General features: G+C 65.7%; 26 protein-coding genes and 1 tRNA gene. 17 read left to right on the forward strand and 10 right to left on the reverse strand.

Annotation, left to right across the window (positions count from 1 at the left end):
• Positions 1 to 103 precede the first annotated feature (103 nt).
• Positions 104 to 856, forward strand: a complete 753-nt coding sequence (locus ACWIQA_RS05455) for a SapC family protein (RefSeq protein ID WP_448582056.1) — start codon at positions 104 to 106, stop codon at positions 854 to 856.
• 225 nt (positions 857 to 1,081) lie between these two features.
• Positions 1,082 to 1,663 (forward strand): cytochrome b, encoded by a 582-nt coding sequence (locus tag ACWIQA_RS05460; RefSeq protein ID WP_448582057.1) that lies wholly within the window; start codon positions 1,082 to 1,084, stop codon positions 1,661 to 1,663.
• A gap of 89 nt (positions 1,664 to 1,752) precedes the next feature.
• Here the strand turns inward: ACWIQA_RS05460 and ACWIQA_RS05465 are convergent, their stop codons facing one another.
• Positions 1,753 to 2,886: an NAD(P)-dependent alcohol dehydrogenase gene (locus ACWIQA_RS05465; RefSeq protein WP_448582058.1), complete on the reverse strand. Its 1,134-nt coding sequence runs from the start codon at positions 2,884 to 2,886 to the stop codon at positions 1,753 to 1,755.
• 40 nt (positions 2,887 to 2,926) lie between these two features.
• On the opposite strand from ACWIQA_RS05465, the gene xseB reads away from it, so the two are divergent.
• The 7 genes from xseB (at position 2,927) to ACWIQA_RS05500 (ending at position 8,749) form a co-directional block, all read left to right on the forward strand.
• Positions 2,927 to 3,181, forward strand: a complete 255-nt coding sequence (xseB, locus tag ACWIQA_RS05470) for an exodeoxyribonuclease VII small subunit (RefSeq protein ID WP_448582059.1) — start codon at positions 2,927 to 2,929, stop codon at positions 3,179 to 3,181.
• The gene (locus ACWIQA_RS05475; RefSeq protein ID WP_448582060.1) at positions 3,181 to 4,077 is read left to right on the forward strand and encodes a polyprenyl synthetase family protein; all 897 of its coding nucleotides are present in this window, start codon (positions 3,181 to 3,183) and stop codon (positions 4,075 to 4,077) included. The genes xseB and ACWIQA_RS05475 overlap by 1 nt, the downstream gene beginning before the upstream one ends.
• Before the next feature lie 10 nt (positions 4,078 to 4,087).
• A complete protein-coding gene (coaD, locus tag ACWIQA_RS05480) occupies positions 4,088 to 4,621 on the forward strand; it encodes a pantetheine-phosphate adenylyltransferase (protein ID WP_448582061.1) in 534 nt (177 codons plus the stop codon).
• Positions 4,622 to 4,637: 16 nt separating this feature from the next.
• Positions 4,638 to 5,324, forward strand: a complete 687-nt coding sequence (locus ACWIQA_RS05485; RefSeq protein WP_448582062.1) for a peptidylprolyl isomerase — start codon at positions 4,638 to 4,640, stop codon at positions 5,322 to 5,324.
• Positions 5,325 to 5,329: 5 nt separating this feature from the next.
• A complete protein-coding gene (queA, locus tag ACWIQA_RS05490) occupies positions 5,330 to 6,346 on the forward strand; it encodes a tRNA preQ1(34) S-adenosylmethionine ribosyltransferase-isomerase QueA (RefSeq protein WP_448582063.1) in 1,017 nt (338 codons plus the stop codon).
• Positions 6,339 to 7,463: a tRNA guanosine(34) transglycosylase Tgt gene (tgt, locus tag ACWIQA_RS05495; RefSeq protein WP_448582064.1), complete on the forward strand. Its 1,125-nt coding sequence runs from the start codon at positions 6,339 to 6,341 to the stop codon at positions 7,461 to 7,463. Before queA ends, tgt begins: the two co-directional genes overlap by 8 nt.
• Positions 7,464 to 7,705: 242 nt before the next feature.
• The gene (locus ACWIQA_RS05500) at positions 7,706 to 8,749 is read left to right on the forward strand and encodes a PEPxxWA-CTERM sorting domain-containing protein (RefSeq protein ID WP_448582065.1); all 1,044 of its coding nucleotides are present in this window, start codon (positions 7,706 to 7,708) and stop codon (positions 8,747 to 8,749) included.
• A 6-nt stretch (positions 8,750 to 8,755) separates the two neighbouring features.
• On the opposite strand, the gene ACWIQA_RS05505 is transcribed toward ACWIQA_RS05500, so the two are convergent.
• Both ACWIQA_RS05505 and ACWIQA_RS05510 read right to left on the reverse strand, forming a co-directional pair.
• Complete coding sequence (locus ACWIQA_RS05505; protein WP_448582066.1) at positions 8,756 to 9,742, reverse strand: alpha/beta fold hydrolase; 987 nt, start codon at positions 9,740 to 9,742, stop codon at positions 8,756 to 8,758.
• Positions 9,739 to 11,115, reverse strand: coding sequence for a cytochrome P450 (locus ACWIQA_RS05510; protein WP_448582067.1), 1,377 nt, complete (start codon positions 11,113 to 11,115; stop codon positions 9,739 to 9,741). Before ACWIQA_RS05510 ends, ACWIQA_RS05505 begins: the two co-directional genes overlap by 4 nt.
• A gap of 128 nt (positions 11,116 to 11,243) precedes the next feature.
• Between ACWIQA_RS05510 and phnD the strand changes: the two genes are divergently transcribed.
• Together phnD and phnE are read left to right on the forward strand one after the other, a co-directional pair.
• Positions 11,244 to 12,179, forward strand: a complete 936-nt coding sequence (gene phnD / locus ACWIQA_RS05515; RefSeq protein ID WP_448582068.1) for a phosphate/phosphite/phosphonate ABC transporter substrate-binding protein — start codon at positions 11,244 to 11,246, stop codon at positions 12,177 to 12,179.
• Positions 12,179 to 13,648, forward strand: a complete 1,470-nt coding sequence (gene phnE, locus ACWIQA_RS05520; RefSeq protein WP_448582069.1) for a phosphonate ABC transporter, permease protein PhnE — start codon at positions 12,179 to 12,181, stop codon at positions 13,646 to 13,648. The genes phnD and phnE overlap by 1 nt, the downstream gene beginning before the upstream one ends.
• Here the strand turns inward: phnE and ACWIQA_RS05525 are convergent.
• The 6 genes from ACWIQA_RS05525 to glmU all read right to left on the reverse strand — a co-directional run bounded on the left by ACWIQA_RS05525 (position 13,645) and on the right by glmU (position 21,648).
• Positions 13,645 to 15,030, reverse strand: a complete 1,386-nt coding sequence (locus ACWIQA_RS05525; RefSeq protein WP_448582070.1) for a class II 3-deoxy-7-phosphoheptulonate synthase — start codon at positions 15,028 to 15,030, stop codon at positions 13,645 to 13,647. The two genes, phnE and ACWIQA_RS05525, sit on opposite strands and share 4 nt — an antisense overlap.
• Before the next feature lie 41 nt (positions 15,031 to 15,071).
• The gene (locus ACWIQA_RS05530) at positions 15,072 to 16,490 is read right to left on the reverse strand and encodes a carotenoid oxygenase family protein (protein WP_448582071.1); all 1,419 of its coding nucleotides are present in this window, start codon (positions 16,488 to 16,490) and stop codon (positions 15,072 to 15,074) included.
• A 23-nt stretch (positions 16,491 to 16,513) separates the two neighbouring features.
• The gene (gorA, locus tag ACWIQA_RS05535) at positions 16,514 to 17,866 is read right to left on the reverse strand and encodes a glutathione-disulfide reductase (protein WP_448582072.1); all 1,353 of its coding nucleotides are present in this window, start codon (positions 17,864 to 17,866) and stop codon (positions 16,514 to 16,516) included.
• A gap of 10 nt (positions 17,867 to 17,876) precedes the next feature.
• Positions 17,877 to 19,700 carry a glutamine--fructose-6-phosphate transaminase (isomerizing) gene (glmS, locus tag ACWIQA_RS05540; RefSeq protein WP_448582073.1) on the reverse strand — a complete coding sequence of 608 codons (1,824 nt, stop codon included), beginning with the start codon at positions 19,698 to 19,700 and terminating at the stop codon, positions 17,877 to 17,879.
• Positions 19,701 to 19,714: 14 nt separating this feature from the next.
• On the reverse strand, positions 19,715 to 19,942 hold the full coding sequence (locus tag ACWIQA_RS05545) for a hypothetical protein (protein ID WP_448582074.1): 228 nt from the start codon (positions 19,940 to 19,942) through the stop codon (positions 19,715 to 19,717).
• 359 nt (positions 19,943 to 20,301) lie between these two features.
• On the reverse strand, positions 20,302 to 21,648 hold the full coding sequence (gene glmU, locus ACWIQA_RS05550; RefSeq protein WP_448582075.1) for a bifunctional UDP-N-acetylglucosamine diphosphorylase/glucosamine-1-phosphate N-acetyltransferase GlmU: 1,347 nt from the start codon (positions 21,646 to 21,648) through the stop codon (positions 20,302 to 20,304).
• Between the two features lie 97 nt (positions 21,649 to 21,745).
• Between glmU and gph the strand changes: the two genes are divergently transcribed.
• The 6 genes from gph (at position 21,746) to ACWIQA_RS05580 (ending at position 26,284) form a co-directional block, all read left to right on the forward strand.
• Positions 21,746 to 22,453, forward strand: coding sequence for a phosphoglycolate phosphatase (gph, locus tag ACWIQA_RS05555; RefSeq protein ID WP_448582076.1), 708 nt, complete (start codon positions 21,746 to 21,748; stop codon positions 22,451 to 22,453).
• The gene (locus tag ACWIQA_RS05560) at positions 22,450 to 23,103 is read left to right on the forward strand and encodes a LolA family protein (RefSeq protein WP_448582077.1); all 654 of its coding nucleotides are present in this window, start codon (positions 22,450 to 22,452) and stop codon (positions 23,101 to 23,103) included. The genes gph and ACWIQA_RS05560 overlap by 4 nt, the downstream gene beginning before the upstream one ends.
• Positions 23,104 to 23,485: 382 nt before the next feature.
• A complete protein-coding gene (locus tag ACWIQA_RS05565) occupies positions 23,486 to 24,274 on the forward strand; it encodes an exodeoxyribonuclease III (RefSeq protein WP_448582078.1) in 789 nt (262 codons plus the stop codon).
• Positions 24,271 to 25,335 (forward strand): GTP cyclohydrolase II, encoded by a 1,065-nt coding sequence (gene ribA / locus ACWIQA_RS05570; RefSeq protein ID WP_448582079.1) that lies wholly within the window; start codon positions 24,271 to 24,273, stop codon positions 25,333 to 25,335. The genes ACWIQA_RS05565 and ribA overlap by 4 nt, the downstream gene beginning before the upstream one ends.
• 71 nt (positions 25,336 to 25,406) lie before the next feature.
• On the forward strand, positions 25,407 to 25,829 hold the full coding sequence (locus ACWIQA_RS05575) for a L,D-transpeptidase family protein (RefSeq protein WP_448582080.1): 423 nt from the start codon (positions 25,407 to 25,409) through the stop codon (positions 25,827 to 25,829).
• Positions 25,830 to 26,207: 378 nt separating this feature from the next.
• Positions 26,208 to 26,284: transfer RNA gene (locus ACWIQA_RS05580), tRNA-Arg, on the forward strand.
• On the opposite strand, the gene ACWIQA_RS05585 is transcribed toward ACWIQA_RS05580, so the two are convergent.
• On the reverse strand, positions 26,255 to 26,546 hold a 292-nt coding region (locus ACWIQA_RS05585; protein ID WP_448582081.1), incomplete at its 5' end, for a hypothetical protein. The two genes, ACWIQA_RS05580 and ACWIQA_RS05585, sit on opposite strands and share 30 nt — an antisense overlap.

Raw genomic sequence — 26,546 nt, forward strand, 5'->3', positions numbered from 1 at the left:
TCTGGCTTGCCATCTGCACCACTCGGGCGCTAGGGCCTCGCGGCGACACGGCACGGCGCCCCGGCCGTCGCGCCCCGAGCGAGCAGAGGACCCTCCCCACCCCATGGCAACCCAACCGCAGCCAGCGCCGCAACTTCCGCTCTTCTACCGCAACCTCATTCCCTTGAGCTCAGAAGTCCACGCCGGCTTTGGCCTCAAGGTGCGTGACAACCTAGAGTTCGCCCGGCCAACGCATGCGGTTCCGATTACCGTTGACGAGTTTGCGCTGGCCCAGCGCTTCTATCCGATCGTCTTCGGCACCGACGCCGTGGCAGTGCCCCTCGCACTCGTCGGGCTGCGCGAAGGCGAGAATCTCTTCATCGAGGCTGACGGTCAATGGCGGCCGCGCACCTATATTCCGGCCTATATTCGTCGCCATCCGTTCATGCTCGCTCGGCTCCAGCCGGACTCGGAAGTGCTGAGCCTGGTCTTCGACGACAGCTGGGGTCTGGTAGCCGAGGATGGCGAGCAGAAGCTCTTCGATGGCAATGAGCCCTCGGAGTTGACCAAGGGGATTTTGAAGTTCTGCGAGGAGTTCGAAGCAGCAGTCGCAAGAACCCGAGGCTTCATGGAGGAGCTTGGCAAGCTCGGGCTGCTGATGGATGGCGAGGCCTCCATCCAGAATCCGGGCATGCCAGAGCCCGCCAAATTCGCTGGCTTTCGCATGGTGGACGAAAAGAAGCTCCAGAACATTCGCGGCGATCAGGCGCGCAAGATGGTGCAAAATGGCATGATGGGCTTGATCTACGCCCATCTCTTCTCGCTGGCCCAAATGCGCGAACTCTTTGTCGATCTCCAAGGCCAGCCTGCCGCCTGACCGGGCCTCAAGCTGCGGCAGCCCCTTGGTCCAAGGCGGGATCCATCTGACCCCACCGCTGCCGTTGCGGCTCGTGGGCCAGACATGCTGCCCGCCCGCGCCTTCACCAGCTTGGTGTCGCCGGTTGCGCCCTGGGGTGACACCGAACGCGTTCCCTCCTCTTTCGCCAGGCCCCGTCGACGAGGCGGTCGAAATCGGGCGCCAATTGACGTATGTGCGGAGGCCATGCACACAGGTGCCCGGCCCTCACGCGGCTATTCTACGCTCTCGCTCTCCCTCCACTGGCTGATTGCCCTTCTCATCCTCGGCAATCTCACCAGTGGCTTTCTCGCCTCAGATCTTCTTCGATCAACAGTGGCAGAGGAGCGGGAGCGCGGACTTCAGCTGATTGAGCTGCACAAGAGCTTCGGCCTCACCATTTTGCTGCTGTCGGTGCTGCGCTTGGCGGTGCGACTGGGCGAGGGCTTTCCCCCGCTGCCCGCGCACATGACTTTGACCGAGCGGCTGCTGGCGCGCGCCACCCACTGGGGCTTTTATGCACTTCTTCTCGCCATTCCGCTTGCCGGCTGGGTGCTCATCTCGGCAAGCCCGGATGGTTCCACATTCTGGTTCGGTCTGTTTCCGTGGCCGCATCTGCCAACCGGCACGGACGCTGGCCTTGCAAGGGCTGCAAGCGAAGCCCATGAAGCACTTGCCATTGGCGCTGTCGTCCTTCTTCTCCTCCACATTGCCGGCGCCCTGAAACATCAGTTGCTCGATCGGGACGATGTGCTGGCCCGAATGCTGCCCTTCCTGTCACGGACCTAAGGCCGGCTGCACTTTTTTGGATCGGCTTATGACCAGACGAGGCTGCGTCATGCTCCTGCGCAACCGAGCGGGTGTTGGCGCACAGGGTCTCAGCCCTCGAACAGCAGCACGGGCTTGACGGTTGCGCCTGTTTCCATGGCGTCGGCAGCGCGGTTGATCTCGGCGAAGGGGAAGGTCTCGACCAGCAGGTCGTGGGGGAAGCGGCCCTCGAGGTGGAGCGCAGCAAGCCGCGGCACGAAGACTTGCGGGTCGGCATCGCCTTCGATCAGACCCTGGATGCGCTTGCCGCCGAGGAAACCGGAGAGGGCGAAGCTGGCAGTCGCGCCCGGTGGCGACACCGCCAGGACCAGCATGACCCCCCGCGTGCCGAGGGCGGCGATGCCAAGCTCGATGAGTGCCGGCACTCCGGTCGTGTCGAGGACGGCATCGAAACCGGGGCGGATGGCAGCGAGATCGGCAGCGAGTGTGTCGCCCGACAGGAAAGCGTGGGTCGCACCGAGTGCGCGGGCAAGGTCAAGCCTGGCCGGTATTCGGTCTACTGCGACAATCGGGTCCATGCCTGCCACGCACCCCGCCATCACTGCCGCCAGCCCGACGGCGCCGGCCCCGAGGACGGCAAGCGACTGGCCGGGGCGGGGAGCAAGCGTGTTCAAGACAGCGCCAGCACCCGTCTGCATCCCGCAGCCAAGCGGGGCGGCGAGGTGGAAGGGCAGGGCGTCTGGTATGGGGACGGTGTTGCGCGCTCGGGTGATGGCGTAGGGTGCAAAGCTCGACTGGCCAAAGAAGCTCGCAAACAGCGGCTGCCCGCTGGCAAGCTTCAGCCGAGGCGCCATGTCGGGCCCCACTCCCGCGATATTGCGCAAGGGCCATTGCGCACAATATTGCGGTGCTCCCTCACGGCAAACCGGGCAGGTGCCACAGCTGTCGTAGGACAGAGCGACCCGGTCGCCAGGGGCGAAACCCTCGACGCCTTCCCCGATGGCATCGACCACGCCGGCACCTTCATGGCCGAGTACCATGGGCAGAGGCGTGCCAAGTTCCACATCGCGGAAGACAAGATCGGTGTGACAGATGCCTGCCGCCTTCACGGCAATGCGGAGCTCGCCGGGGCCGGGCTCGGGAATTTCGGCCTCGAGCAGCTGGAAGGCTGCTGCCCGCTCTACCACTGCTGCCACCGTCATGGTCTTGTGCATGTCCACCCCGTCTCGCCGCTTGACCCTCATGGTGCCCCCGTCCAAAGGGCGGGCGCAAGCAAAATGGGAGATGCCGGCAGTGGCAGGCGAGGGGCAGGATAACGAGGGTCCGAGTTTCGAGGAGGCGCTGAAGCGGCTTGAGACGATTGTGCGTGAACTCGAATCCGGTGAGGTGCCCTTGGAGCGGGCCATTGCGCTCTACGAGGAGGGTCAGAAGTTGAAGGGCCAGTGCGAGGCGCGGCTCGCCAGCGCCGAGGCACGGATCCGCGAACTCCAGATCGGAGCCGATGGTGCGCCTGCCGGGGACAGGCCATTCGGCGCCTGATGCGGCCGGGACTCCAGTTAAAGCCGGTGCTCGACGCGATCGGGGAGCAGGTTGACGCACGTTTCGACCGGCTGCTCGTCGTGCCTGATGATCCGCGCGCCCGGCTTTACGAGGCCATGCGCCATGCCATCATTGGTGGCGGCAAGCGGATGCGGCCGCTGCTCGTGGTGGCGAGCTGTGACCTCTTCCATGTGGATCGCGAACGTGCGCTACGGGTGGCGCTCGCAATCGAGGCAGTGCATGTCTACAGCCTCGTGCACGACGATCTCCCGTGCATGGATGATGATGATCTGCGGCGGGGCAAGCCGACAGTCCACAAGGCCTTTGATGAGGCAACTGCCGTGCTTACCGGGGATGCGCTGTTTGCCATCGCCTTTGAGCTTATCGCGGATGAGGCGACCCACGAGGACCCGTTCGTCCGCGCCGAGCTCGCGCTTGAACTCGCCCGCGCCTCAGGGCCAGCCGGCATGGCAGGCGGCCAGGCCATGGACCTTGCTGCCGAAGGAGCTTGCTTTGACCTGCCCACCACGACTCGGCTGCAGCAACTGAAGACCGGGGCGCTCATCGGCTTCAGCTGCGAGGCCGGCGCCATTATGGGCAAAGTGCCCATGCCGCTCAGGATGAAGCTCAGGGGCTATGCCCGCGATCTTGGCCTTGCCTTCCAGATTGCGGATGATTTGCTCGATGTCGAAGGCGATGTGAACGCTGCTGGCAAAGCCCTCAGAAAAGACCAGGCGCGCGGCAAGTCCACCTTCGTCTCGCTGCTCGGGATCGAGCGCGCCCGCGCCCAAGCCGAGATGTTGATCGACCAGGCGATCCACCACCTGCAAGGGTTTGGCGCCGAGGCCGATCTCCTGCGCGGGATCGCCCGCTTTGCGATCGAGCGCGACCATTGAGCTGCGGCCAGTGACCTCTGCTGGGAAAACCGTCGTCGGGGTCTATCCCGGAACTTTTGATCCGGTCACGCTTGGCCACATGGACATCATTCGGCGCGGTGCCAAACTGGTGGACCGGCTGGTGATCGGGGTTGCAACCAATCCGTCCAAGACCCCGCTGTTCACACTTGACGAGCGGGTTGCCCATGTCCGGCGTGAGACTGCGGGGCTTGCCAATGTCGAGGTGATTCCCTTCGATGCGCTTCTCATTCACTTTGCCGAGTCGGTTGGGGCCCAGGTCATCATCCGGGGGCTGCGAGCGGTTGCCGACTTCGAATATGAATTCCAAATGGCGGGCATGAACCAGCAGCTTTCGAGCACGATCGAAACCGTGTTCCTGATGGCCGATGTCGCGCTCCAGCCGATCGCTTCGCGTCTGGTCAAGGAAATCGCAAGCTATGGCGGTGCCATTGACCGGTTCGTCAGCCCCGCGATTGCTGCCGATGTCATCGCACGGCTGAAAGAGCAGGGGGTTGTTCAGCGTCGGGTCACCGGCGCGGCCTGATCCCGCAGATACGGCGATGCGTTTCTTGCACTTCTTCCTCGGCCTTGCCGCACTTGCCGCTTGTCTTGCTCCGGCATCGCGTGCGGAACTCCCGCGACGTCAGGCTCCGGCCAAGGCGGCGCCGAGCATTGCGCCGCGGCCTGACATCAACGATCCGGAAAATCTCCTTCACCTTGATCTCTCGACTGGCGGCCGAGTGACCATCCTGCTCCGGCCTGACGCTGCACCTGCCCATGTCGAGCGGGTCAAGCTCTTGGTTAGGCGCGGCTTTTATGACGGCCTCATCTTCCACCGGGTGATCGAGGGCTTCATGGCCCAGACCGGCGACCCGCAGGGCACGGGCGAGGGCGGCTCGGACCTCCCCGACCTCAAGGCCGAGTTCAACAATCTCCCCCACATGCGCGGCGCAGTCTCGATGGCGCGCACCCAGGAGCCGGACAGTGCCAACAGCCAGTTCTTCATCACCTTCGCGCCTGTGCTCCGGCTTGACCGCCAATACACCGTGTTCGGGAGGGTGATCGCCGGCATGGAATGGGTGGACGCCATTCCGCGTGGAGAGCCGCCAGTAAACCCGGCGCGCATCCTTCAGGCCTCGATTGCCGCTGACAAGAAGCCGCCGCCAGTCTTCCCCAAGCCTGCGGCCTCCCTCCCGGCCGATCTCCCGCCTTCCACGCTTCCGCCGGCGCCTTCGCCGCGGCCCTGAGTCTCGTGGACGTCGCTGCCTTCGACTTCCATCTGCCCGAAGACCGGATCGCACTGCGCCCGGCCGAGCCACGGGATTCGGCCCGCCTGCTCCGCGTCACTCCCGTCACTCTCTCCGACCACCACGTGCGGGATCTTCCGGCGTTGCTTCGCCCCGGCGACGTGCTGGTGATGAACGACACGCGCGTCATCCCCGCCCAGCTGTCCGGCCGCAAGGGCGAGGCTGCGATCGATGTGACACTCCACCTGCGGCTCGGGCCTTGCGAATGGCGCGCCTTCGTCCGCAACGCCCGGCGCCTCAAAGTGGGGGACCGTGTGAACTTTGGCGCGAGCCTCGAAGGCGAAGTCGTGGAGAAGCTGGCCGAAGGCGAAGTGCACTGGCGCTTTGCAAGCCCGGACCCGCTTGAAGTCGCGCTTGAGAAGGCTGGTACCATGCCGCTCCCGCCCTACATTGCCCGCCGCCGCGCCATCGATGCAAGGGATCGCGCCGATTACCAGACCGTCTATGCCAAGACTGACGGCGCAGTCGCAGCCCCAACCGCTGGGCTTCACTTCACGCCCGAGCTCCTCGCCCGGCTCGACGCAGCTGGCGTTGCGCGCGAGACGGTGACGCTCCATGTCGGCGCCGGCACCTTCCTGCCGGTCAAGGCGACCCGCACTGAGGACCACCGGATGCACGCCGAATGGGGCACGGTTTCGCCCGAGGTGGCGGCCCGGCTCCGGGCGGCCCGCGCCGAAGGCCGGCGGATCCTCGCCGTCGGTACCACCTCATTGCGGCTCCTCGAAGCCTCCGGGCTCGAGGCCTTCACGGGCACGACCGACCTTTTCATCACACCAGGCTACCGCTTCCGGGCGATCGACGGCCTCATGACCAACTTCCACTTGCCGAAATCGACGCTTTTCATGCTGGTCTCGGCCCTCATGGGCCTCGAGCGGATGCGTGCGGCCTATGCCCACGCCATCGAGGCTGGCTACCGCTTCTACAGCTACGGCGACTCCTCCCTCTTGCTGCCCCATGGCTGAGGGGTTCCGCTTCACCCTCCACGCAACCGACGGCCGCGCGCGCACGGGTGTCATCGAAACGCCGCGCGGGGCCATCCGCACGCCCGCCTTCATGCCCGTGGGAACGGCGGCAACTGTCAAGGGCATGAAGCCGGCCGACGTGCGCGCGAGCGGTGCCGATATCCTCCTGGGGAACACCTATCATCTGATGCTGCGCCCCGGTGCGGAGCGGGTAGCGAGGCTCGGCGGGCTCCACCGCTTCATGAACTGGCCCTACCCCATCCTGACCGATTCCGGCGGCTACCAGGTCATGAGTCTCGGTGACCTCGTGAAAGTGCACGAAGAGGGAGTCGAGTTTCGCTCCCACCTCGATGGCTCCCGCCATTTCGTGAGCCCGGAGCGCGCCATTGCCATCCAGCGCCTGCTCGGCAGCGATATCCTCATGGCGTTCGACGAGTGCACGAAGCACCCGGCGACTTACGACGAGGCTGCCCGCTCGATGCATCTCTCCATGCGTTGGGCAGAGCGCTCGCGCACCGCCTTCCTCGAACCGTCGGGTCAAGGCTCAGCCTTGTTCGGGATCCAGCAGGGGGCGTTGTTCGCGGAGCTGAGGCGGGAGTCGGCCGAGCGGCTCGTGGAGCTGGGGTTTGAGGGCTATGCCATCGGTGGGCTGGCAGTGGGCGAGGGGCAGGAGGCGATGTTCGAGGTCTTGGATTACGCGCCTGACCAGCTGCCTGCCGACCGGCCGCGTTACCTCATGGGGGTGGGCAAGCCCGCCGATATCCTGGGCGCCGTGCTGCGCGGGGTCGACATGTTCGACTGCGTCCTCCCAACGCGTTCGGGCCGCACCGCCCAAGCCTTCACGCGCGAAGGCACGCTCAACCTCCGGAATGCCCGCTTTGCTGAAGACATGGGCCCCCTCGACTCGCGCTGCCCCTGCCCGGTGTGTGCCCGCTTTTCCCGCGCCTATCTCCACCACCTCTTCAAGGCGGGCGAGATGCTGGGCCCGATGCTGCTGACCGAGCATAATCTCTGGCACTATCAGCAGATGATGGACGGGATGCGGCAGGCCATCGCGGATGGCGCGGCCCAAGCGTTCGCGCGCACGTGGCTGGAGGTGCCCGAGACCCTGTCTTGATGTTGCGGCGGTGCCGCGAAAGCTGCGAGCCGGCGCCCTTGTCACAGTGCTTCCCTGACACAGTGTGGTCAAGGACGGCTGATAGTCGTAAGGGAATGAGGGGTGGCCGTCACGGTGGGGGCCAAGACCCCGGTGTCGAGCGAAGGTCAACAGTGGGTGATATGCAAGGCGATGTGATGGGAGCGTCGGCTTTTCGGGGCAAGGCGGGCTCAGGGGTGCGCGGTTGGTTTGCGGCGGGCATCGTGGGCGTCATGGTTTGCGGCACGGGAGCAACCGCAGCCACACCGCCGGCTGCCTTTGCCGAAGTTGCAGGCAGGGCGCGGATTGATAGCGCCGAGATTCTCCAGAGCGACAAGGTCGGTGGCGCTGGGGTGAATTTCACGCTTCCCCTCGACCTTGAGAAGAGATTGGTCGACACGACGGGGGGAGCGTTCGAGTCCTCCCTCGACTGGGAGGGGCGGGCAGCGCTCCTCTCCGGCCCGGTGCCGCTGACAGCACAGCTCTACACTCTCGCCTCGTCGATCGCCCCTCCAGGCGCCACCGAGGCGGTTGCGAGCGTCTCGGCCAGTGTTTCGTTTCTCGATCAGCTGCTTCTTGAACATGGGGGTGCTGGTCCAGCCGAGGGGCTGTTGACGCTTCGGTTTTCAGCGGATGCGCGTGTGGAGGTGGCGGGAACGCGCGGGCTGAACGGGAGTGGTCGGTTTTTCTTTTTCCTGCGCAGCCCGCGCTCTGATGCCTATGTCGAGATTGAGTCCCTGAGCGGCTTCGGCTTTGGCCATTTTGTGAGCTTCTTGCGGGACTCGCGTCGCTACTGGACGGAGATGGACTTCACTGGAGAGGGCCCGCCCGGGGGCCTTGTGTGGCTGAGCAACCGTCAGGAGCGGTTCGACCATCTCGCTGAGCTGGAATTTGCCGCCTACGGCTTTGACGTGGTCCTCCCCTTCGTGTTCGGCGAAGCGCTCGATTACAATTTTGGTACCATCTGCCAGTCTGTGGCAGTCACAACCGCACGGATGGAGCAGCCCTTCGCATGGGCAGGCTGCAAGGCAGCGAACAGTCTCCGCCTCCTTGGAGTGGCATCCGTGACCGACTTTGAGGGGCGGCGAATCCCTGACGTTCGCATCCAGTCTCTGTCCGGAATCCCCTATTCCTTCCTGCCAGGATCCATTCCGATCCCCGAGCCAGCGACCTGGATGATGCTGGTGGCGGGCTTCGGCCTTGCTGGTGCAGCGCTTCGGCGCCGGCGGCAGGTGCCAATCGAGCCTCTGAAGCGCTCGGCCGCCTAGCAGCGCTCAGGCCGGCGACTGAAGCGCGCGGACCTGCGCTGGCGTTGGCATGTGACGGCGAAGAAAGGTCCGCACGGTCTCGGCGCTTGCATCAGGCGCTTCCTCCTGCGGGATGTGACCGACGCCATCGAGGATGACGAGATCGGCATGGGGCAAGGCGGCCTTGAACCATGCCGCCGCGGCGGGCGGGAATAGCCGGTCTTCTCGGCCCCACAGGATGAGAACCGGAACCTCGCCAAGCGCCTTCAGCATATCGGCGCTGAAGGGTTCGCGCGGAGTTGCAAAGCGGACGATGGTTGCCTCACGGTTGCCGGGGTGGCGCAGCAGTTCCCAGTAGCGGTCAACCTTCTCGGGGCTTGCTGCGGATTTGATGCTCGTTGACTGGTCGAGCGAGCGCGCGATGAGTGATCGCGGCGTGATGTGCTCGGCGAGCGCCCTGACGCCCGGCACTGCGGCGATGCGGAAACCGAGTGGCCTCCTTCCTCCCGAGGCCAGTTGCGCTCCCGCTGAGTCGACAAGCACCAGAGCCGTCACTCGGTCCGGATGGGCAAGTGCATAGCGGATGGCAACAAGTCCGCCCATCGAGTTGCCGCCCACCGCCATCCGCTCGATGCCGAGCCTGGCGCGGACGTCTTCGACTGTTTTGGCCATGCAGGAGCCGGAATAGCAGCCCGATGGGATGGGGCCGGTGAGACCATGGCCCTGCAGGTCGAGGCTGATAATCCGCCAGTCGTTCGATAGCCGCTCGACCCAGGGTTCCCACGTGTGGAGCGAGGCGTTGGAGCCGTGGAGCAACAGCAGCACAGGGGCGTCGCGCGGGCCTTCGTCGCGCACATGGACTCGAAAGCCCGCCGCCACTTCGAGGAATTGCGAAGCCGGACTGCCATAGCGCGCCTGCAGGATCTCTGCCGGGACATCAGGTGTGCGCACAGCAAGGAACGCCAAGAGCAGCAGCCCCGCGACGACCGCGAGGCCAAGAAAGACCCGCTTCACCGCCGCGGCAATGCGACCGGAAGCCCGTCTTTCGGGCGCGGGATGGGCACCATCTGGAAGTCGGTGCGATAGCCTTCAGGGAAGACAATCCGCCGGTCCGAAAGCAGGCGGAACATGAAGGCCTTGGCCTGCATGTAGGCGAAGTGGAGCCCGAGGCACATGTGGGCCCCGCCGCCGAACGGCACCCAGGCATATTTGTGCCGGTTTGCCGACATTTGTGTCGTGAAGCGAAGCGGGTCAAACCGCTCAGGGTCAGGCCAGTGCTCCGGCATCATGTGGGTGTACATGGGGTTCACGCCTACGCCCGAGCCGGCAGGGATGCGATAGCCCATAAATTCGAAGTCTCGAAGCGCCCGGCGCGGGATCATCGGCACTGGTGGCACCAGCCGGAGCGCTTCCTTGAAGGCCATCTCAGTGAGCTCGAGCTCGCCAAGCGCGTCATGCGGCAGCCGCTCGCCATGCCGCGCCCGCACGCCATCCACCTCGTCGCGCAGCCGCTCCTGCCACTCGGGGTTGATGCCAAGGAAATAGACGAGGCTGGTCAAAGAGGAGGTGAGGGTATCATGCGCCGCCATCATCAGGAAGTTCATGTGATCGATGATTTCCTGATCAGTCAGCTTCTTGCCATGCTCGTCCTCGGCGTTACAGATCTGGGTGAAGATGTCGTCGGCGGTCGTGCCCCGCCGCTTGGGGATCTCGCGGGCGAAATAGGCGGACATAAACTCCCTGCCCTTCACACCGCGGCGCATCTGGGTGAATGGGAGCGGCTTCCTGACGACCGCAACCGCTGCCAGCACCATGTTCATGAAGGCCCGGTTGATTTCGCGCGCCTGCGGGCCCCAAGGCACGCCGAGGAAGGAACCGGCCGCGAGATCGAGCGTCAGATCCTTGATTGCCGGGTAGAATTTCATTGTTTCGCCAGCCGGCCAGCGGGCAACGGTGCGGTCGATTCCTTCGGTGAGCCCATCGAGATAGGCCTTCATGGGCGCCGGCTTGAAGGCGACCGAAAGCGTCTTCCTGTGCAGCCGGTGGTGCTCGAAATCCATCAGCATCAGGCCATTGGGAAAGAGCTTGTCGAGCACCGGGTCCCAGCCGAGCTTGGAGGAGAAAATCCGGTCCTTGTTGAAAAGGACCAGCTCATTGGCTTCTGGCCCCAGCAGAGTCACACCCCAGCCGAAATGGTCCTGCCGGCGGAATATTGGCCCATAGGCTGCAGCCAGACGCGCCACCGTTCCCCTCGGATCCTTCAGGAACTGGAGGGTCCGCAAGGTCCGCGATCTGGCCGGCAGCGGGCCAGGCACATGCTGGAGCTGCTCGAAGGTGACGGGTGCGAGCGCCGGGTAAAGCTCCTCGGCACGGACCGGGACGTTCATGCGACAGGCCTTCCGAAAAGTGCGGAGCAGCTATACGCAAAGGCTGCGCGGGCTGCAATGCGGCGATGCCGGCTTGCATGACCCGCCGGAACGGACTAGTTGCGAGTGGTTCTCAGAAAAGGCCTTCCATGTCTGACATCCCCATTGCCCGCCGAACCTTCGTCGCCGCGGCCGCAGCCTCCACGCTCGCGCCCGCCCTCGTTTGCGCACAGGCCCGCCCGCTCGTCTTTGCCTTCCAGCCCCAGAAAGACCCGGCCGGGATCCGCAAGGCCGCCGATGAGATGACGGCGGCTCTGACCGAACGGCTCGGCCGGCCAGTCGAGGTGATGGTCCCGCTTGCCTATGCAGCGTCGGTGCAGGCGCTGGTCTCACGGCGCGCCGACATTGCCTGGCTTTCCTCGTTGCCGTTTTTGCTGGCGAGGCGGGATGGCGGGGCGAAGCTTATCCTGGCGGAAGTGCGCACCGATACGCAGGGCCGCGCCCGGACCGACTATGACAGCGTGTTCGTCGTTCCGAAGGACAGCATCTTGCAGAACTTCGCTGACATCAAACGGAACGCCAGAAATCTCAGGATCATATTCACGTCGAGCACGTCCACTTCCGGTTTTGTCTTTCCCTATGACCGGATGATCGCCGAGGGGATGCTGAAGCCGAAACAGCCGCCCGAGGCCGCCTTCCGCTCGGTCGCCTACGCCGGCGGCTATACCCAGGCACTCGAGCAGCTTCTTGCCGGCCGGGGTGATGTCTGCGCCGTCTCCGACTATACGGTCGAGGGGCCCAAGCGGGCGGTCTATCTTCCTGAGGCGAAGCAAGCGCAGTTGCGGATTGTGGCGCGCACGCCGGGCGTTCCTACCCACTGTGTCGCCGTCTCTTCTGGTCTCTCTCCTGCTGAGGCGAAGGCAGTGCAGGCGGCGCTCCTTGACATGACGAAGACGAATCCGGCGCTTTTGTCCGACGTCTACGGCGCCTCGGGGCTGCGCGTGGTCGACGAGAACCGCCATGTCGCCACGACCGTACGGGCGATCGAGCGGACCGGGCTTCCGATCGCGGGGCTGGTCCGATAATGGCGCCGCTTGCCATCCGGGCCCGCGGGCTCACCCTCGACTATCGGGGGAGCAGTGAGATCGTGCGTGCGCTCGCCGCGGTCGATCTTGACGTGCCGCAGGGTGCCCATGTCGCGCTCATCGGCCCGTCTGGCTCCGGCAAATCCTCGCTCGTTGCCGTGCTCGCCGGCCGGCTCGCTCCCTCCGCCGGCCGAGTCGAGATCGGTGGAAGGGTCGCGCGGATCCACCAGGACTTGCGGCTTGTCCCCAGCGCCTCGGCGCTTCGCAACGTGCTGCACGGCTGTCTTGCCCGCGTCTCCCTCGCAAAGTCGCTGCGCTTTCCCTCGGCAGAGCGGCAGCGCGCGGAAGACTTGCTGCGCCGAGTCGGGCTTGGCCACCGCTTGCACGCGCCGGTCAAGACCCTCTCCGGCGGCGAGGCGCAGCGGGTCGCAATTGCCCGGGCTCTCATGCAGGATCCAGACATCCTGCTCGCCGACGAGCCGGTTGCGAGCCTTGATCCCGCTAATGCCGCTGCCATCATGGCGCTCTTGGACGAGCTTCGCCGCGAGCGCGGCCTGACCCTTGTCACCGTGCTCCATGACGTGGCGCTGGCGCAGGCCCATGCCGATACCATCGTTCGTCTCCAGTCCGGCCATGTGCTGGCAACCACGCCCGGCGCGGGACAGGCTGCGCTGGCCCCCCCGCTGCCGGCCGCGAGCCTCCCACCCAGGCTTCCGCCCAACGCCACCTTTCTTGCGCTTACGGCTGCGGCAGTCGCTCTTTCGTGGGGGGTGATGGCGGGCGCGCCTGCAACCTTCGACGGCGCCTTCGCGGAGGCGCTCAAGTTCCTTGCTCGCTTGGTGCCGACGCCTGCCCAGCTTGGCGAAATCCCCTGGGCTGAGCTCGGCCGGTCGCTCGTCGATACGCTGCGCATGGCTGTGCTCGGCACCGTGCTTGCAACCGTCTTCGCTTTGCCACTTGCCGCCCTCGCCGCCCGGAACATCGTGCCGCCGTGGCTCGGCTGGCCGGTCCGCGCGGCGCTCAACCTGTGGCGCTCGGTGCCCTCGATTGTCTGGGCGCTCTTGTTTGTTGCTGCCGTGGGGCTTGGCGCGATGGCTGGCGTGCTCGGCCTTGTCGCCTATTCGGTCGGCTACTTGACCAAATTCTTCTATGAGGCGTTCGAGGGCGCCGAGACCTCTGCCGCCGGAGCGCTCGCCGAACTCGGCGCCTCCGGCCCCAAGCGCTTCGTCCACGCGGTCTGGCCGGTTGCGCTCCCCGCCCTTGCCGGTGCCATTCTCTTCATGCTCGAATATAATGTGCGCGCCGCCTCAGTCCTCGGCATCGTCGGCGCCGGCGGGATCGGCCATGACCTGAAGCTTGCCGTCGACTGGTCCAACTGGCACGTGGTGGGCGCCATCCTTGCCCTCCTTGCGCTCGCGGTCATCGCGGTGGACGCCTTCAGCGCCTGGGCCCGGGCCCGGATCGGCTAGGCGGCTTCGGCTGGGCGGCGGCGGCGTGCTTCGGCGAGTTCCTCGGCGAGCAGGAAGGCGAGCTCGAGCGCCTGGCTGGCGTTGAGCCTCGGGTCGCAGTGGGTGTGGTAGCGGTCGGCGAGCGCCTCGTCGGTGACGGCAATCGCACCACCCGTGCACTCGGTGACATTCTGCCCCGTCATCTCGATGTGGATTCCACCCGGATGGCTGCCTTCGGCGCGATGGACGGCGAACACTTGCCGCACTTCGGCGAGGATCCGCTCAAATGGCCGGGTCTTCAGGCCCGAGGCGCTCTTGATGGTATTGCCGTGCATCGGGTCGCACGACCACACAACATGCCGGCCCTCGCGCATCACCGCCCGGACGAGGGCAGGGAGATGGGCTTCCACCCGGTCGGCGCCAAAGCGGCTGATGAGGGTGAGGCGGCCAGGCTCGTTTGCGGGATTGAGCGTGTCGATCAAGCGCAGCAGCTCGTCGGGAGTGAGACTGGGGCCACACTTGATGCCGATCGGGTTCACCACGCCGCGCAGGAACTCGACATGGGCAGAGCCGAGGAAGCGAGTCCGGTCGCCGATCCAGAGAAAATGGGCAGACGTGTCCACCCAGTCTCCAGTCAGGCTATCCTGCCGGGTCATCGCTTCCTCATAGCCAAGCAGAAGCGCCTCATGGCTGGTGTAGAATTCCGTACCCTTCAATTGTGGCACGGTGTCGGGCGAGATGCCGCAAGCTTCCATGAAGGCGAGCGCTTCGCCGATCCGGGCGGCGACTTCCGCATAGCGTTCGGCCCAGGGCGAGCGGGCCATGAAGTCAAGCGTCCACTTGTGGACCTGGTGGAGGTTCGCGTAGCCGCCAGTTGCGAAGGCCCTGAGCAGGTTGAGCGTGGCGGCTGCCTGCATGTAGGCGCGCTTCTGCCGCTCCGGGTCGGGCAGGCGGGCATCTGGCGTAAAGCCAATGTCATTGACAATGTCGCCGCGATAGGAGGGCAGCGCCACCCCATTCTGCTCTTCCATGTCAGCGGAGCGCGGCTTGGCAAACTGGCCGGCCATGCGCCCCACTTTCACGACCGGCATATGGCTCGCAAAGGTCAATGTCACTGCCATCTGCAGGAGCACCCGGAAGGTGTCGCGGATGGTGTTCGGGTGGAACTCAGCGAAGCTCTCGGCGCAATCCCCGCCCTGGAGCAGGAAGGCGCGACCGGCGACCACCTCGGCAAGACGGGCCTTGAGATCGCGCGCTTCCCCAGCGAAGACGAGGGGCGGATAGCTGCGCATTTCTGCCTCGACGGCGGCAGCACGCGCTGGGTCGGGCCAGACCGGCAGCTGCCGCGCCTCGGCACTGCGCCAGGAATCGGGGCGCCACCCAGAGGGAGTCCAGCGGGTCATCAGATTTGCCCATGCACCTGAAGGCGGCTGGGAGGCAAGCCTCAGGCCGGAATCCAGTTGCCGTGAAAACCAGGCGGGATCCGCCGGGGAATGCGCACCTCGGCGACTGGCGGCGCTGTCACATCGGCAGCATCGAGGATCATGAGCGCGCTTCGCGCCTCGGCTGGCCAGGCGACGAAGCCCAGCAGCCAGCCATCACGCTCGCCTGGGCCACGGGGCACATGGACAAACTCCCCCACCATTGCGCCGGGGCCAAAATCATGGATGGCGGTGGTTCCGGCGGCGACGTCATGGGCAAGGAGCCGCGAAGTCGCGACTACGGACGCAAGATCGATTTCGGCCGTATAGACATGGGCGTGCTGCCGCCCGGTCCGCCGCTCGTCGATCCGCGGGAACTCCTGCGGCCGGTCGTCGAGGACTCTTCGCGCGACGGACCCTGCGGCCGGGTCGATGGTCCAGCGCTCAAACGTGATCTGCTCTGCATCGGGGCCGGAGGTGGACGTCGCGAACATGCTGTCATGGACCACGAGGTCGCAGATGATGGTGCCGTCGCTTGCTTCGAACGCATTGGCGGGGTGGAAGACGTAGCAGGGATCAACAGCGCACCAGCGGATGCTCGCGCCTGGCGCCTCGAGCCCGAGCACACCGACCCGGCTGGCATGCTTCGGGTTCCAGGCCAGGGGGAAGCGATAGCCCTTGAGATAGCGGTCGAGCGCGAAAGTGACGGGCAGGTCGAAGACGAGGATGTGCTTGTCCGTGATGGCGCAGTCGTGGATTGAGGGTCCGTCGGTGACTGCGATCTCCTCAGCCCGCTCGACCCGGGCGTCAGGCGAGAGCACAACGTGCCAGACCCGGCCGTTGGGCGCACCCTCGTAGCAGATGGCGTGGTGCTTCCCCGTTTCCGGGTCGCGATGCGGGTGCGCAGAGAAGGGCGTGGTGAGCGTGCCGTCGAAGGGGTTGTGGGCGAGCGTTGCAAGGTCCGGCCCGAGCTCGACGGGATGCCCGGCTGCCTCGACGATGGCGAAGGTCCGGCCGCCGAGGGCAACGACATTGGTGTTGGCGACATCGCTTCGCGGGTGGCGCGGCCCGGGTGCCGGTGCCTCGCCGAGCGCCTGTGAAACCTCGGTCGAGCGGACCCAGCGGTTGCGGTACCAGAGCGCCTTGCCCTCCTTGAGGCGAACGCCGTGAACCATGCCCTGTCCCAAGAACCAGTGGTGGCTCGGCTGGTGCTCGGTGCCGAGCGGATTGGCGCCATTGCGCGCATAAAGGCCATCGAGCGCTTCCGGAATGCACCCGCGCACCTCGAGTGCCGTCAGCGTCACCTCGTCCTTGAGCGGTGCGAACACCCCGTTCATCCAGGGGTTGGGCACGCGGCGCATCCGGCCTCGGTTGAACCCGGCAAGTGCGGCAAGCCCCGTTCCCACCGCGCCACGAATGGCGGTCTCCACTGCGCTTGCCATCGCTGTTCCTCCCGAGCGCGAGCCTAGCCGGTTTCGCGCATCAGGACCAGCTCCTCGGCCATGGTCGGGTGGAGCGCAACGGTCGAGTCGAGCTGTGCCTTGGTGAGCCCGGCACGGATGGCAATGGCGAGCACCTGGAGGATTTCTGGCGCTTCAGGCCCGATCATGTGGGCGCCGACCAGCCGGTCAGTCGAAGCATCGACGACGAGCTTGTAGAGCGCGCGTTCGTCGCGACCGGCGAGCACATGCTGCATCGGCCGGAAATCGGCGGTGAAGATGCGCACACCACCGAGCCGCTCGCGGGCCTCGGGCTCGGTCAGCCCGACCGAGGCGATCGGTGGGTGGCTGAACACGGCAGACGGCACATGGGTGTAATCGACCTTCCAGTTCCTGCCACCGAAGAGCCGGTCGGCCAGGGCATGGCCTTCACGGATGGCAATGGGGGTCAACTGCATCCGGTCGGTCACGTCGCCCACCGCGTGGAGCCAGGGCAGGCTTGTGGTGTTCGCGCTGTCGACTGCGATCTCGCCACGGTTGCGCCTCTCCACGCCGAGTTCCTCGAGCCCCAGGCCGTCAGCGTTTGGGATGCGCCCCACCGCCCACAGCAGCACATCCGCTTCGACGTCTGGGCCGGAGGAGAGCAAAATCCTCAAGGTGCCATCTGCCTGCTTCACGACCGCTTTCGGTTGGCAGTTGAGACGGATGTCGAGATGCTTCTGCATCATGATCTGGAGGAGGCGATCAGCAAGGGCCGGCTCCCAGCCCTTCAGCAGCCGGTTGCTGCGCACAATCTGCGTTACCTGGCTTCCAAGCTGATGGAAGATCCCAGCAAACTCATTGGCGATATAGCCCCCGCCGACGATCGCAATCCGCTCAGGCAGGTGCTCGAGATGGAACACCTCGTTCGAGGTAATGCCAAGCTCGGCACCAGGGATATCGGCTGGCAGCTGCGGGTGGGCGCCAGTTGCGACTAGGACATGACGTGCTGTGAGTTCGCGGTTGCCGACGCGCACACGGTTGGGGCCGGCAAGCACGGCGCGGGCATGGAAGGTCTCGACGCCATGGCTGTCGAGCGTCGCCTGGTAGGCCCGGTTGAGGCGATCGACTTCGGCGAGCACATTGTCGCGCAAGTTCTGCCAGTCGAAGCTTCGCGCACCCAGCGTCCAGCCGAAGCGGGTGGCGTCTTCGAGATCCTCGGCGAAATGGGCGCCGAAAACGAGCAGCTTCTTCGGCACGCAGCCGCGGATGACGCAGGTGCCCCCCACCCGGTGCTCCTCGGCGATTGCGACCTTCGCGCCGTGGCTTGCGGCGACTCGCGCCGAGCGCACTCCGCCTGAGCCAGCGCCGATGACGAAATAGTCGAAGTCGTGATGCAAGGACGCAAGCTTACTCAACCGTTACCGACTTGGCGAGATTGCGTGGCTGGTCGACATCCGTCCCCTTGGCGACCGCCACATGGTAGGCGAGCAGCTGCACCGGGACGGCATAGACCAACGGCGCAATCAGAGGATGCGTGGTCGGCATCTCGAGCGTTGCCATCAGCCCTGCACCGGCTGCGCGCACGCCCTCGCGGTCGGAGATGAGAATGACCTTGCCGCCACGCGCGCGCACCTCCTGCATATTGGAGACGGTCTTCTCGAACAGCGGCCCCGAAGGCGCCAGCACGATCACCGGCACCGCCTCGTCGATGAGGGCGATAGGCCCATGCTTCATTTCACCGGCAGCATATCCCTCGGCGTGGATATAGCTGATTTCCTTGAGCTTCAACGCACCTTCAAGGGCCATCGGATAGTCTGGCCCGCGCCCCAGATAGAGGACATCGCGGGCCGGGGCGATAAGCGGGGCCAAGGCAGCGATCTCAGGGTCGAGCGCAAGAGCCGCGTTCATTGCCGCTGGCGCTTCGGCAAGATGGTGGACGATGTCCCGCTCTTGACCGCTGGTCAGGCTGCCGCGGGCGCGCGCCAGGTTGGCGGCGAGGGCAGCGAGGACAGCAAGCTGGCAGGTGAAGGCCTTGGTCGAGGCAACACCGATCTCGGGTCCAGCGTGGGTTGGAAGAAGAATGTCAGCCTCGCGCGCCATCGAACTCGTCGGCACATTGACGACCGCGGCAATCGTCTGGCCTTCGGCTCTGGCGTGGCGAAGGGCGGCGAGTGTGTCTGCGGTCTCGCCCGACTGGCTGATGAAGAGTGCAAGGCCGCCAGGTTCGAGGACGGGTTCGCGGTAGCGGAACTCTGAGGCAACATCGATGTCCACAGCCACGCGCGCAAAACGCTCAAGCCAGTAGCGCGCCACCATGCCAGCGTAGAAGCTGGTGCCGCAGGCAACGATTGTGACGCGCCGCACATCCTCGAGCCGCGCATCGGGAATGGGGAGCGCGACCTGGCCGTCGAGCGGCTTCAGATAGGATTGCAGCGTCTGGGCCACGACCAGGGGCTGCTCGTGGATCTCCTTTAGCATGAAGTGGCGATAATTGCCTTTCTCAACCAGTGCGCCGGTCAGGCCGGAGCGCTGGCGTGGCCGACTGACCGGACGATTTTCGCGGTCGAAAATCGTAACGGAATCGCGCCGCAGCACCACCCAGTCGCCGTCCTCGAGATAGCTGATGTCTTGTGTAAGATCGGCAAGCGCGAGCGCATCCGAGCCGAGATAGGCCTCGCCGTCGCCAAAGCCGACGGTGAGCGGCGCCCCGAGCCGGGCCCCGATCAGGAGATCGGGCTCGCTGCGGAACAGGAGCGCGAGCGCAAAGGCACCATGCAACTTCGGCAAGATGGCCTTCACGGCCTCGATAGGGGCATGCCCCTGCTCCATCTCGCGGGCGACGAGATGGGCGATCACTTCGCTGTCGGTTTCGGACGTGAAGACCCGGCCCTCCGCCTCGAGCGCCTCCCGCAGGGGCCGGAAATTCTCGATGATTCCGTTGTGAACGACGGCAACGTCACCGACGATATGGGGGTGGGCGTTGGCTTCGCTCGGCCGGCCATGGGTCGCCCAACGGGTGTGCGCGATTCCCGAGGTGCCATGCGCTGGCTCGGCGGCGAGGCGCGCATCGAGATTGGCAAGCTTGCCTTCAGCCCGGCGGCGCACGAACCCGCCATCGCCGATGAGGCAGATCCCGGCCGAATCATAGCCGCGATACTCGAGCCTGCGCAGGCCCGCGACCAGCCGGCCAGCGACGTCGCCGCGGCCGAGAATTCCAACTATTCCACACATGCGAACGGAGCCTTTCAGGACAGCTCAGAGGACAGGCAATGGCCCGGCTTGCGCGCCGGGAAATCGCGGGGGTCGCAGGTGACGAGAAGGCAGCCGCACGCCGGCGCCGAGGCGGGGAGGATGGCATCGGGTAAGCGCTGGATGCTCTGCGGGCAGCGCATCGCGGCCGCCAATCGCCCGACCTCGTCGCTCACTTGGTCGATCGAGTCGATCAAGACATGGGGCAAGGCGATCCTCGACACCCCTCCCGTTATCGACTGCAGCCATGATCTCAACCCAGCTGGTTCGGCCAAGCCATCGCCGGCGCGCCCAGCGCTGCTTGATGCGACTGGCTTCGACACCACAGCTGATCAGCAAGTTGGTTTCGAAGGTGGCACCGCGCACGGGGCCCCTTTCTGCCTGGTCTTGTCGCAGTCCCGGTTGCAATGCCACTGGTCCTCAAAGCCGAGGGCATCGCCGATGTCGGGGCGATGTCCTTGCGGACTTGCATTGCGCGCAGCTTGCCGGACCCGCGCGCCAGCGCATGGCACCTGGCCAGTTTCTGGTCAGAAAGGTTGATACATGTTCGCATGACAGCTCGATATGATGTCGTGACAACCGTTCACGTTTTTCGGCCTTGTCCCTCGCGGAACCGCTTTGCCCAGCCGGCGTGGCCTTCCTGGCGCCCGCGGGCTATGGCAAGGGAGTCGGCTGCGACATCGCGAGTGATAACCGATCCGGCGCCAACGATGGCCCGCTCTCCGATTGCAACTGGCGCCACCAGTGAGCTGTTCGACCCGATGAAGGCGCCAGCGCCAATCGCCGTCTGATGCTTGGCGAAACCATCATAATTGCAAGTGATGGTGCCAGCGCCGATGTTCGCACCTGCCCCCACTTCGGCATCGCCGAGATAGGTGAGATGATTGGCCTTGGCCCCCGCGCCCAGCCGTGCCTTCTTCGTCTCGACGAAATTGCCGACCTTCGCACCCGCCTCGAGCTCGGTGCCCGGCCGCAATCGGGCAAAGGGCCCGACGGCCGAATCGTCGCCGAGCGTCGCGCCTTCAAGATGGGAGTGAGCGTGCACCACCACCCGGTCGCCGAGCGTCACTCCGGGGCCGAACACGACGAAGGGCTCGACCACGCAGTCCCGGCCGAAGCGCGTATCGTGGGCAAGAAAAACCGTCTCCGGCGCAACCAGAGTCGTTCCCGCCTCCATCACCTCGCGCCGGCGCCGGGCCTGGAACGCCGCTTCGGCCCGGGCGAGGTCAGCGCGGCTGTTCACTCCCAGAAGCTCCTCTTCGGCCGCCTCGATGACGGTTGCCTGAAGCCCTTCCGCTTTCGCAAGCATGACGATATCCGGCAGATAATATTCGCCTGCTGCATTCGCATTGCCGACGTGCTTTAGCAGTCGCCAGAGAAGTTCTCCGGCAACAGCCATCATGCCCGCGTTGCACAGCGGTACCGCCAGCTCCTCCGGGAGCGCATCGCGGGCCTCGACCATTTTTGTGATTCGCCCGCCCGCATCTGCAAGGATTCGGCCATAGGCGCCCGGATCCGCTGGCCGGAACCCGAGCACCGCGATCGGCACTTCGGCTGAGACAGCAGCAAGCAGCGCCTTCAGCGTGGCTGCCCCGACAAGCGGCACATCGCCGAACAGGATGAGGACTGGACCGGTGTGGCCTGCAAGCTCAGCTTCCGCTTGCAGCACGGCATGGGCAGTGCCAAGCTGCGGCTCCTGCACAGCGATTGCAGCTCCGAGCGGTGCGACTGCGGCTTCGACCTGTGCGGCCCGGTCGCCCACCACTACAACCACCTGCGCTGGACTGAGGGTGGCGACTGTGTCGAACAGGTGGAGGAGCATCGGCCTTCCGCCGATCGGGTGCAGCACCTTGTGGGTGTCGGAACGCATCCGCGTGCCCTTGCCTGCAGCGAGGATGATGACGGCAGGGGCTTGGCCGGATGCGGACATGGGAGGCGCCCTGCCACAGCCAGCAGCGGACTTCCACTCGCGAAGGCTTCCTTTGGCGGGGCTTTCCTTTGCGCTGCCCCTCCGGCACGTGCTCGCCATGACTCCTGCTCCCACGCTCGCCTTCGATCTCGACGGGACCTTGGTTGACACTGCCCCCGATCTCACCGCAGCGCTGAACCACGCGCTCGCCATGCTTGGCCGACCACCGGTTCCACCCGAATCGGTCCGGACCATGGTCGGCCAGGGTGCCCGTCGCCTGCTTGAGCGGGGACTGGCTGCAACTGGCCCGGAGGAGGCCGTCCCGGCCCTCATCGAAGCCGGACTTGCCCACTTTCTTGCCCACTATCGCGCCAATATCGCAGCCAGAAGTCGGCCATTTCCCGGTGCCGACGACGCTCTGGATTGGCTTGCTGCGCGCGGCATCGGCCTTGCGATCTGCACCAACAAGCCTGAGGCCCTGACTCATGCCCTCCTCGAGGCATTGGGATGGCACGGCCGCTTTGCCGCGATCTTGGGCGCCGACTCCCGACCATGGAAGAAACCTGATCCCCGCCACCTCCTCGACACCATCGCAGCAGCCGGAGGCGCCGCGGCGACCTCTGCCTATGTGGGTGACTCTCCGACCGATGCTGCGACAGCCGCGGCCGCGGCCGTGCCTTTCATTTTCGTCACGCACGGCTACTGCGAGGCAGCTCCAGCGACCTTGTCAGCTCAAGCTCGCATCGACCATTTCAGCGAGCTCGCCGCAGCGCTGGAGAAGGTTCAACCTGCATTCAGTGCTGCTGCGAAAGGCCCGTTGCGATGATGCCGATCTCTTTCCGGCTGGGCATTCGTCTTGCCCTGGCGGCTGTTGCCGTCATACCGCTTGCCCTCGAAGCTGTGCCTGCGCATGCAGCCACGTCCATGGGCGATGTCTCGCGTGCCCTGGCGGCGACGCGCACCATGACAGCGCGCTTCCGCCAGATCGCGCAGGATGGAAGCGTCGTAACTGGCACGATGACGCTGAAACGCCCGGGGCGGATTCGGTTTGATTATGGGCCCGGAGCCACGTTTCTTGTCGTCGCCGACGGCCAGCGCCTCTCCTTCGTCGACTATGAAGTGGCCCAGGTCTCGCAATGGCCGATCCGCCAGACACCGCTTGGCGTGCTGCTGGACCCCGAGGCGGATTTGTCCCGAGTCGCACGGATCCTGCCTGAAGCTCACTCCTCGCAGCATGGCACAATCACGGTCGAAGCGCAGGATCCGCAGCGACCTGACCTCGGTCGGATCCGATTCTTCCTCGTTCCCGACTCGGCTGCACCAGGCGGCCTGCGGCTCAACGGCTGGCGCGTGATCGACGGCCAGAACAACCTTACGCAAGTGGAACTCTCTGATTTCCGGTGGAATGTGACAGTGTCCGAGTCGCTCTTCCGGTTCCGCGATCCACGCCGCCGGTCAATTCGCCCGGGCAGCTGAGAAGCGCAGGCGCGATGTGGATTGCGCCGATTCGGAGGTTGCAGCAGAACAAGGCTTGATTGGATGAACCCTTTCGGGCAATCTTCCTTCGTTCACCCTTGAGAAAGGCTCCTGCCTTTATAGAGGGGAACAGGAGAGATGCTGCCGGGATTTGCCCCCTGTTGCCCGGCCCTGCGCTCTCCCTTGCGTGACGAACGCATAAACGGCCCCTGCTCCACGCCCCCGGAGTAGGGGCCAATGCGTTGATCGCCATGTCGGCCCGCTGCCGAATTTGCTTGGCTTTCCATCCAACCGGCCCGGGACGGTGGTCCTCGCATCTTCGCTTCTGGCATTGATGCTGCGCCACCTTGCGCTGCTCGGCCTCGGGCTCCAAGGAAGGCCAATGCCCCTCACGCTTGCGAGTTTCAACATCAACAGCGTTCGCGCGCGTCCGCATATCGTGGAGACCCTGCTCGCACGCCAGCCAATCGACATCCTCTGCCTCCAGGAAACCAAGTGTGCAGATGGCGAATTCCCGCGCGACCTGTTCGCTCGGCTCGGCCTTCCCCATCTCCACCTTCACGGGCAGCGGATGCACCATGGCGTTGCCATTGCCTCGCGGATGCCGCTTGCCGAAGTCGCCCGGCATGACTGGCAGGCGAACGGCGAGGCCCGGCATATTGCGGTGCGGCTGCCTTCGGGGATCCTGCTCCACAATGTGTATGTCCCGGCCGGCGGGGATATTCCCGATCGCAGCGTCAACCCGAAGTTTGGCCAGAAGCTCGACTATCTCGCCCGCATGACCGACTGGTCTGGCGCCAGCCGCGAGCCGGCGATTCTGGTCGGCGACTTGAACATCGCTCCGCTCCCGGAGGATGTCTGGGATCACGACGCCCTCCTGGATGTGGTCTCGCACACGCCAGTCGAGGTCGAAGCGCTTGGCCATTTCCAGAAAAGCCATGGCTGGGTCGATCTCGGCCGCCATTTCGTGCCTCCGCCCGAGCGATTGTATAGCTGGTGGAGCTATCGCGCCCGCGACTGGGCCGCTTCCGACCGGGGGCGAAGGCTTGACCACATCTGGTGCTCGCCAGAGCTTGCAGCGACGGCGCGCAGCGTTGCAACCCTGCGGGAAGCCCGCGGTTGGCCGCGCCCTTCCGACCATGTGCCGCTTGTCGCCATCTTCGACTTGTGAACGCTGATCTTGCCCTCGCTCGTGCTGTCGATGACCTGCGCCGCGGCCTTGCCATCCGCGTGACCGATGGCGACGCTGCGCTTCATGTCTTGGCGGCAGAACTTGCCCAGCCTGAGACTCTGGCCGCACTCGAGGTTGAGGCGCGAGCTGATCTCCTGCTCACACCTGAGCGTGCTGCCACCCTCCACATCACCAATCAGCGCGCCGCAGCCGGCGCCCGCGCTGTCTTCGTCACTCGGATGCCTTGGCATGACCTCGTTGCCAGTATCGCAACTGCCGACCCTGCAGACGATCTCGCCGTGCCGTTCAAGGGCCCGTTTCCCACGCGCGCGCCGGGCCGCCATGGCCGCGCTGGGGAGGCCGCGCTCGCCCTTCTGAAGCGGGCTGCCCTGCTGCCTGCGGCGTTCGTTGTCGCCGATTGCGCACCTGCGCCCGACATGCTCGTAGCCGATGCGGCTGCCGCGCTTGCCTGGCGCCGCGCCCCTCGCCTCCGGGTCGTCAGCCGCGCCCGGCTGCCGCTTGCCGGAGCCGAGGATTGTCAAGTCGTCGCTTTCCGCCCGGATGATGGAGGCCCTGAGCACCTCGCCCTCGTCATTGGCGCCATAGGGGACGTCCCGCTGGTGCGACTACACAGCGCTTGCTTGACCGGCGATGTGCTCGGCAGCCTCAAGTGTGACTGCGGTTTCCAGTTGCGGGCGGCAGTGGCTGCCATCGCGGCCGAGGGCGGCATTCTCCTCTATCTCCAGCAGGAGGGTCGCGGCATCGGCCTTATGAACAAGCTCCGCGCCTACGCCCTGCAAGACCAGGGGTTTGACACGGTCGATGCCAATCTGCGGCTGGGGTTCGAGGCGGAAGAGCGCGATTTCGACCTCGCCTCCGCCATGCTCTGCGCGCTCGGCGTTGCCAGAATCCGCCTGCTCACCAACAATCCCGCGAAGACCGACGCCATGGAAGCACAGGGAATCGCGATTGCCGAACGGGTTCCCCTTGTGCTGCCCGCCAACCCGCACAATGCCGCCTATCTTGCAACCAAGCGCAAACGGCAGGGGCATCAGCTGTGATCCGGGCCGGCGACGGCTGGATCGACGCCTTCGGGCAACGCGTCTGTGCTGCAATCGGACGGAGCGGATGGGTGCCAGCAGACCGAAAGCGCGAGGGCGACGGTGCAACTCCGGCTGCCGCCATGCCAGTGCGCGCGGCGCTCCTTCGGCCAGACCGGGATCTTGTTCCGCCGCCGCAGCTTCCTTGGCGCTGGCTGCGGCCGGCCGACGGCTGGAGCGACGACCCAGCCGACCCGGCTTACAACCAGCCAGTCCTTCACCCGCACCCCTTCTCGGCCGAGCGTTTGTGGCGCGATGATGAACTCTACGATGTCATCCTCGTCCTCGGCTGGAACGACCGACCGGTCGTGCCTGGCCGCGGCAGCGCGATCTTCTGGCACGTGGCGCACCCCGATTTCCGGCCGACAGAAGGCTGTCTTGCAACCGAACGGTCGGTCCTCCTCCATTGGCTGCCGCGCCTGTCTGCCGGCATGCTCGTCGCGCCAGCTGCCTGACGCATGATGGCCGAGATGGCCAGGGAAGAGGGCGGGTCACCCGCCGGTCTCTCGTCGGCGGCGTTGGCTTCGGGCTGTCTTCCGGCCTCGTGTTGCGGCGGGCAACCGCCGGTGAGCGTCCAGTCCTCGTCATCGGCGCCGGGGCCGCGGGGGGCGCCGCCGCCCGGATGCTCATGGCAGCCGGCCGACCGTCGAGCGCTCTGCGGCGCCAACTGGAAGGACCGGCTGCAGTTTGTTGGCAAGGCCCGCTCGGAGCGGTTTCCCGGGATGGTCCACGGCGCGCTTCTGTCCACAGTCGCAGCGGCACGGGCGCTCACCTGACGGCGGGTCTCGCCGGTTGCGCTGCCGCCCCCCACCCGCTATCGGCCCCATCGCGCTGCACCCGTAGCTCAGCTGGATAGAGTGCTGCCCTCCGAAGGCAGAGGTCAGAGGTTCGAATCCTCTCGGGTGCGCCATTTCCGGGCAAATGTGGGCACTGGGGCGCTGGGCGTTTCTGCCGCGCGTGCGATGGCGAGTTCGAGGTCCGGCTTGGCACCACGGATGATGAGGCCCTGGTTCGACAGGCGCACCTCGCTCACCAGCATGTGGAGATAGCCCTGCCGCAGGTGGGGATCGGGGCCACGAAGCGCGTCGCGCATCATGGCCGAAAAGCGCTCGATCACCTCCGGCGTGATCTCCCGGTCGCGCTTCGCCATGCCGGCCGCTTCCAGCGTGCTC

Source organism: Thermaurantiacus sp. (assembly GCF_053487655.1).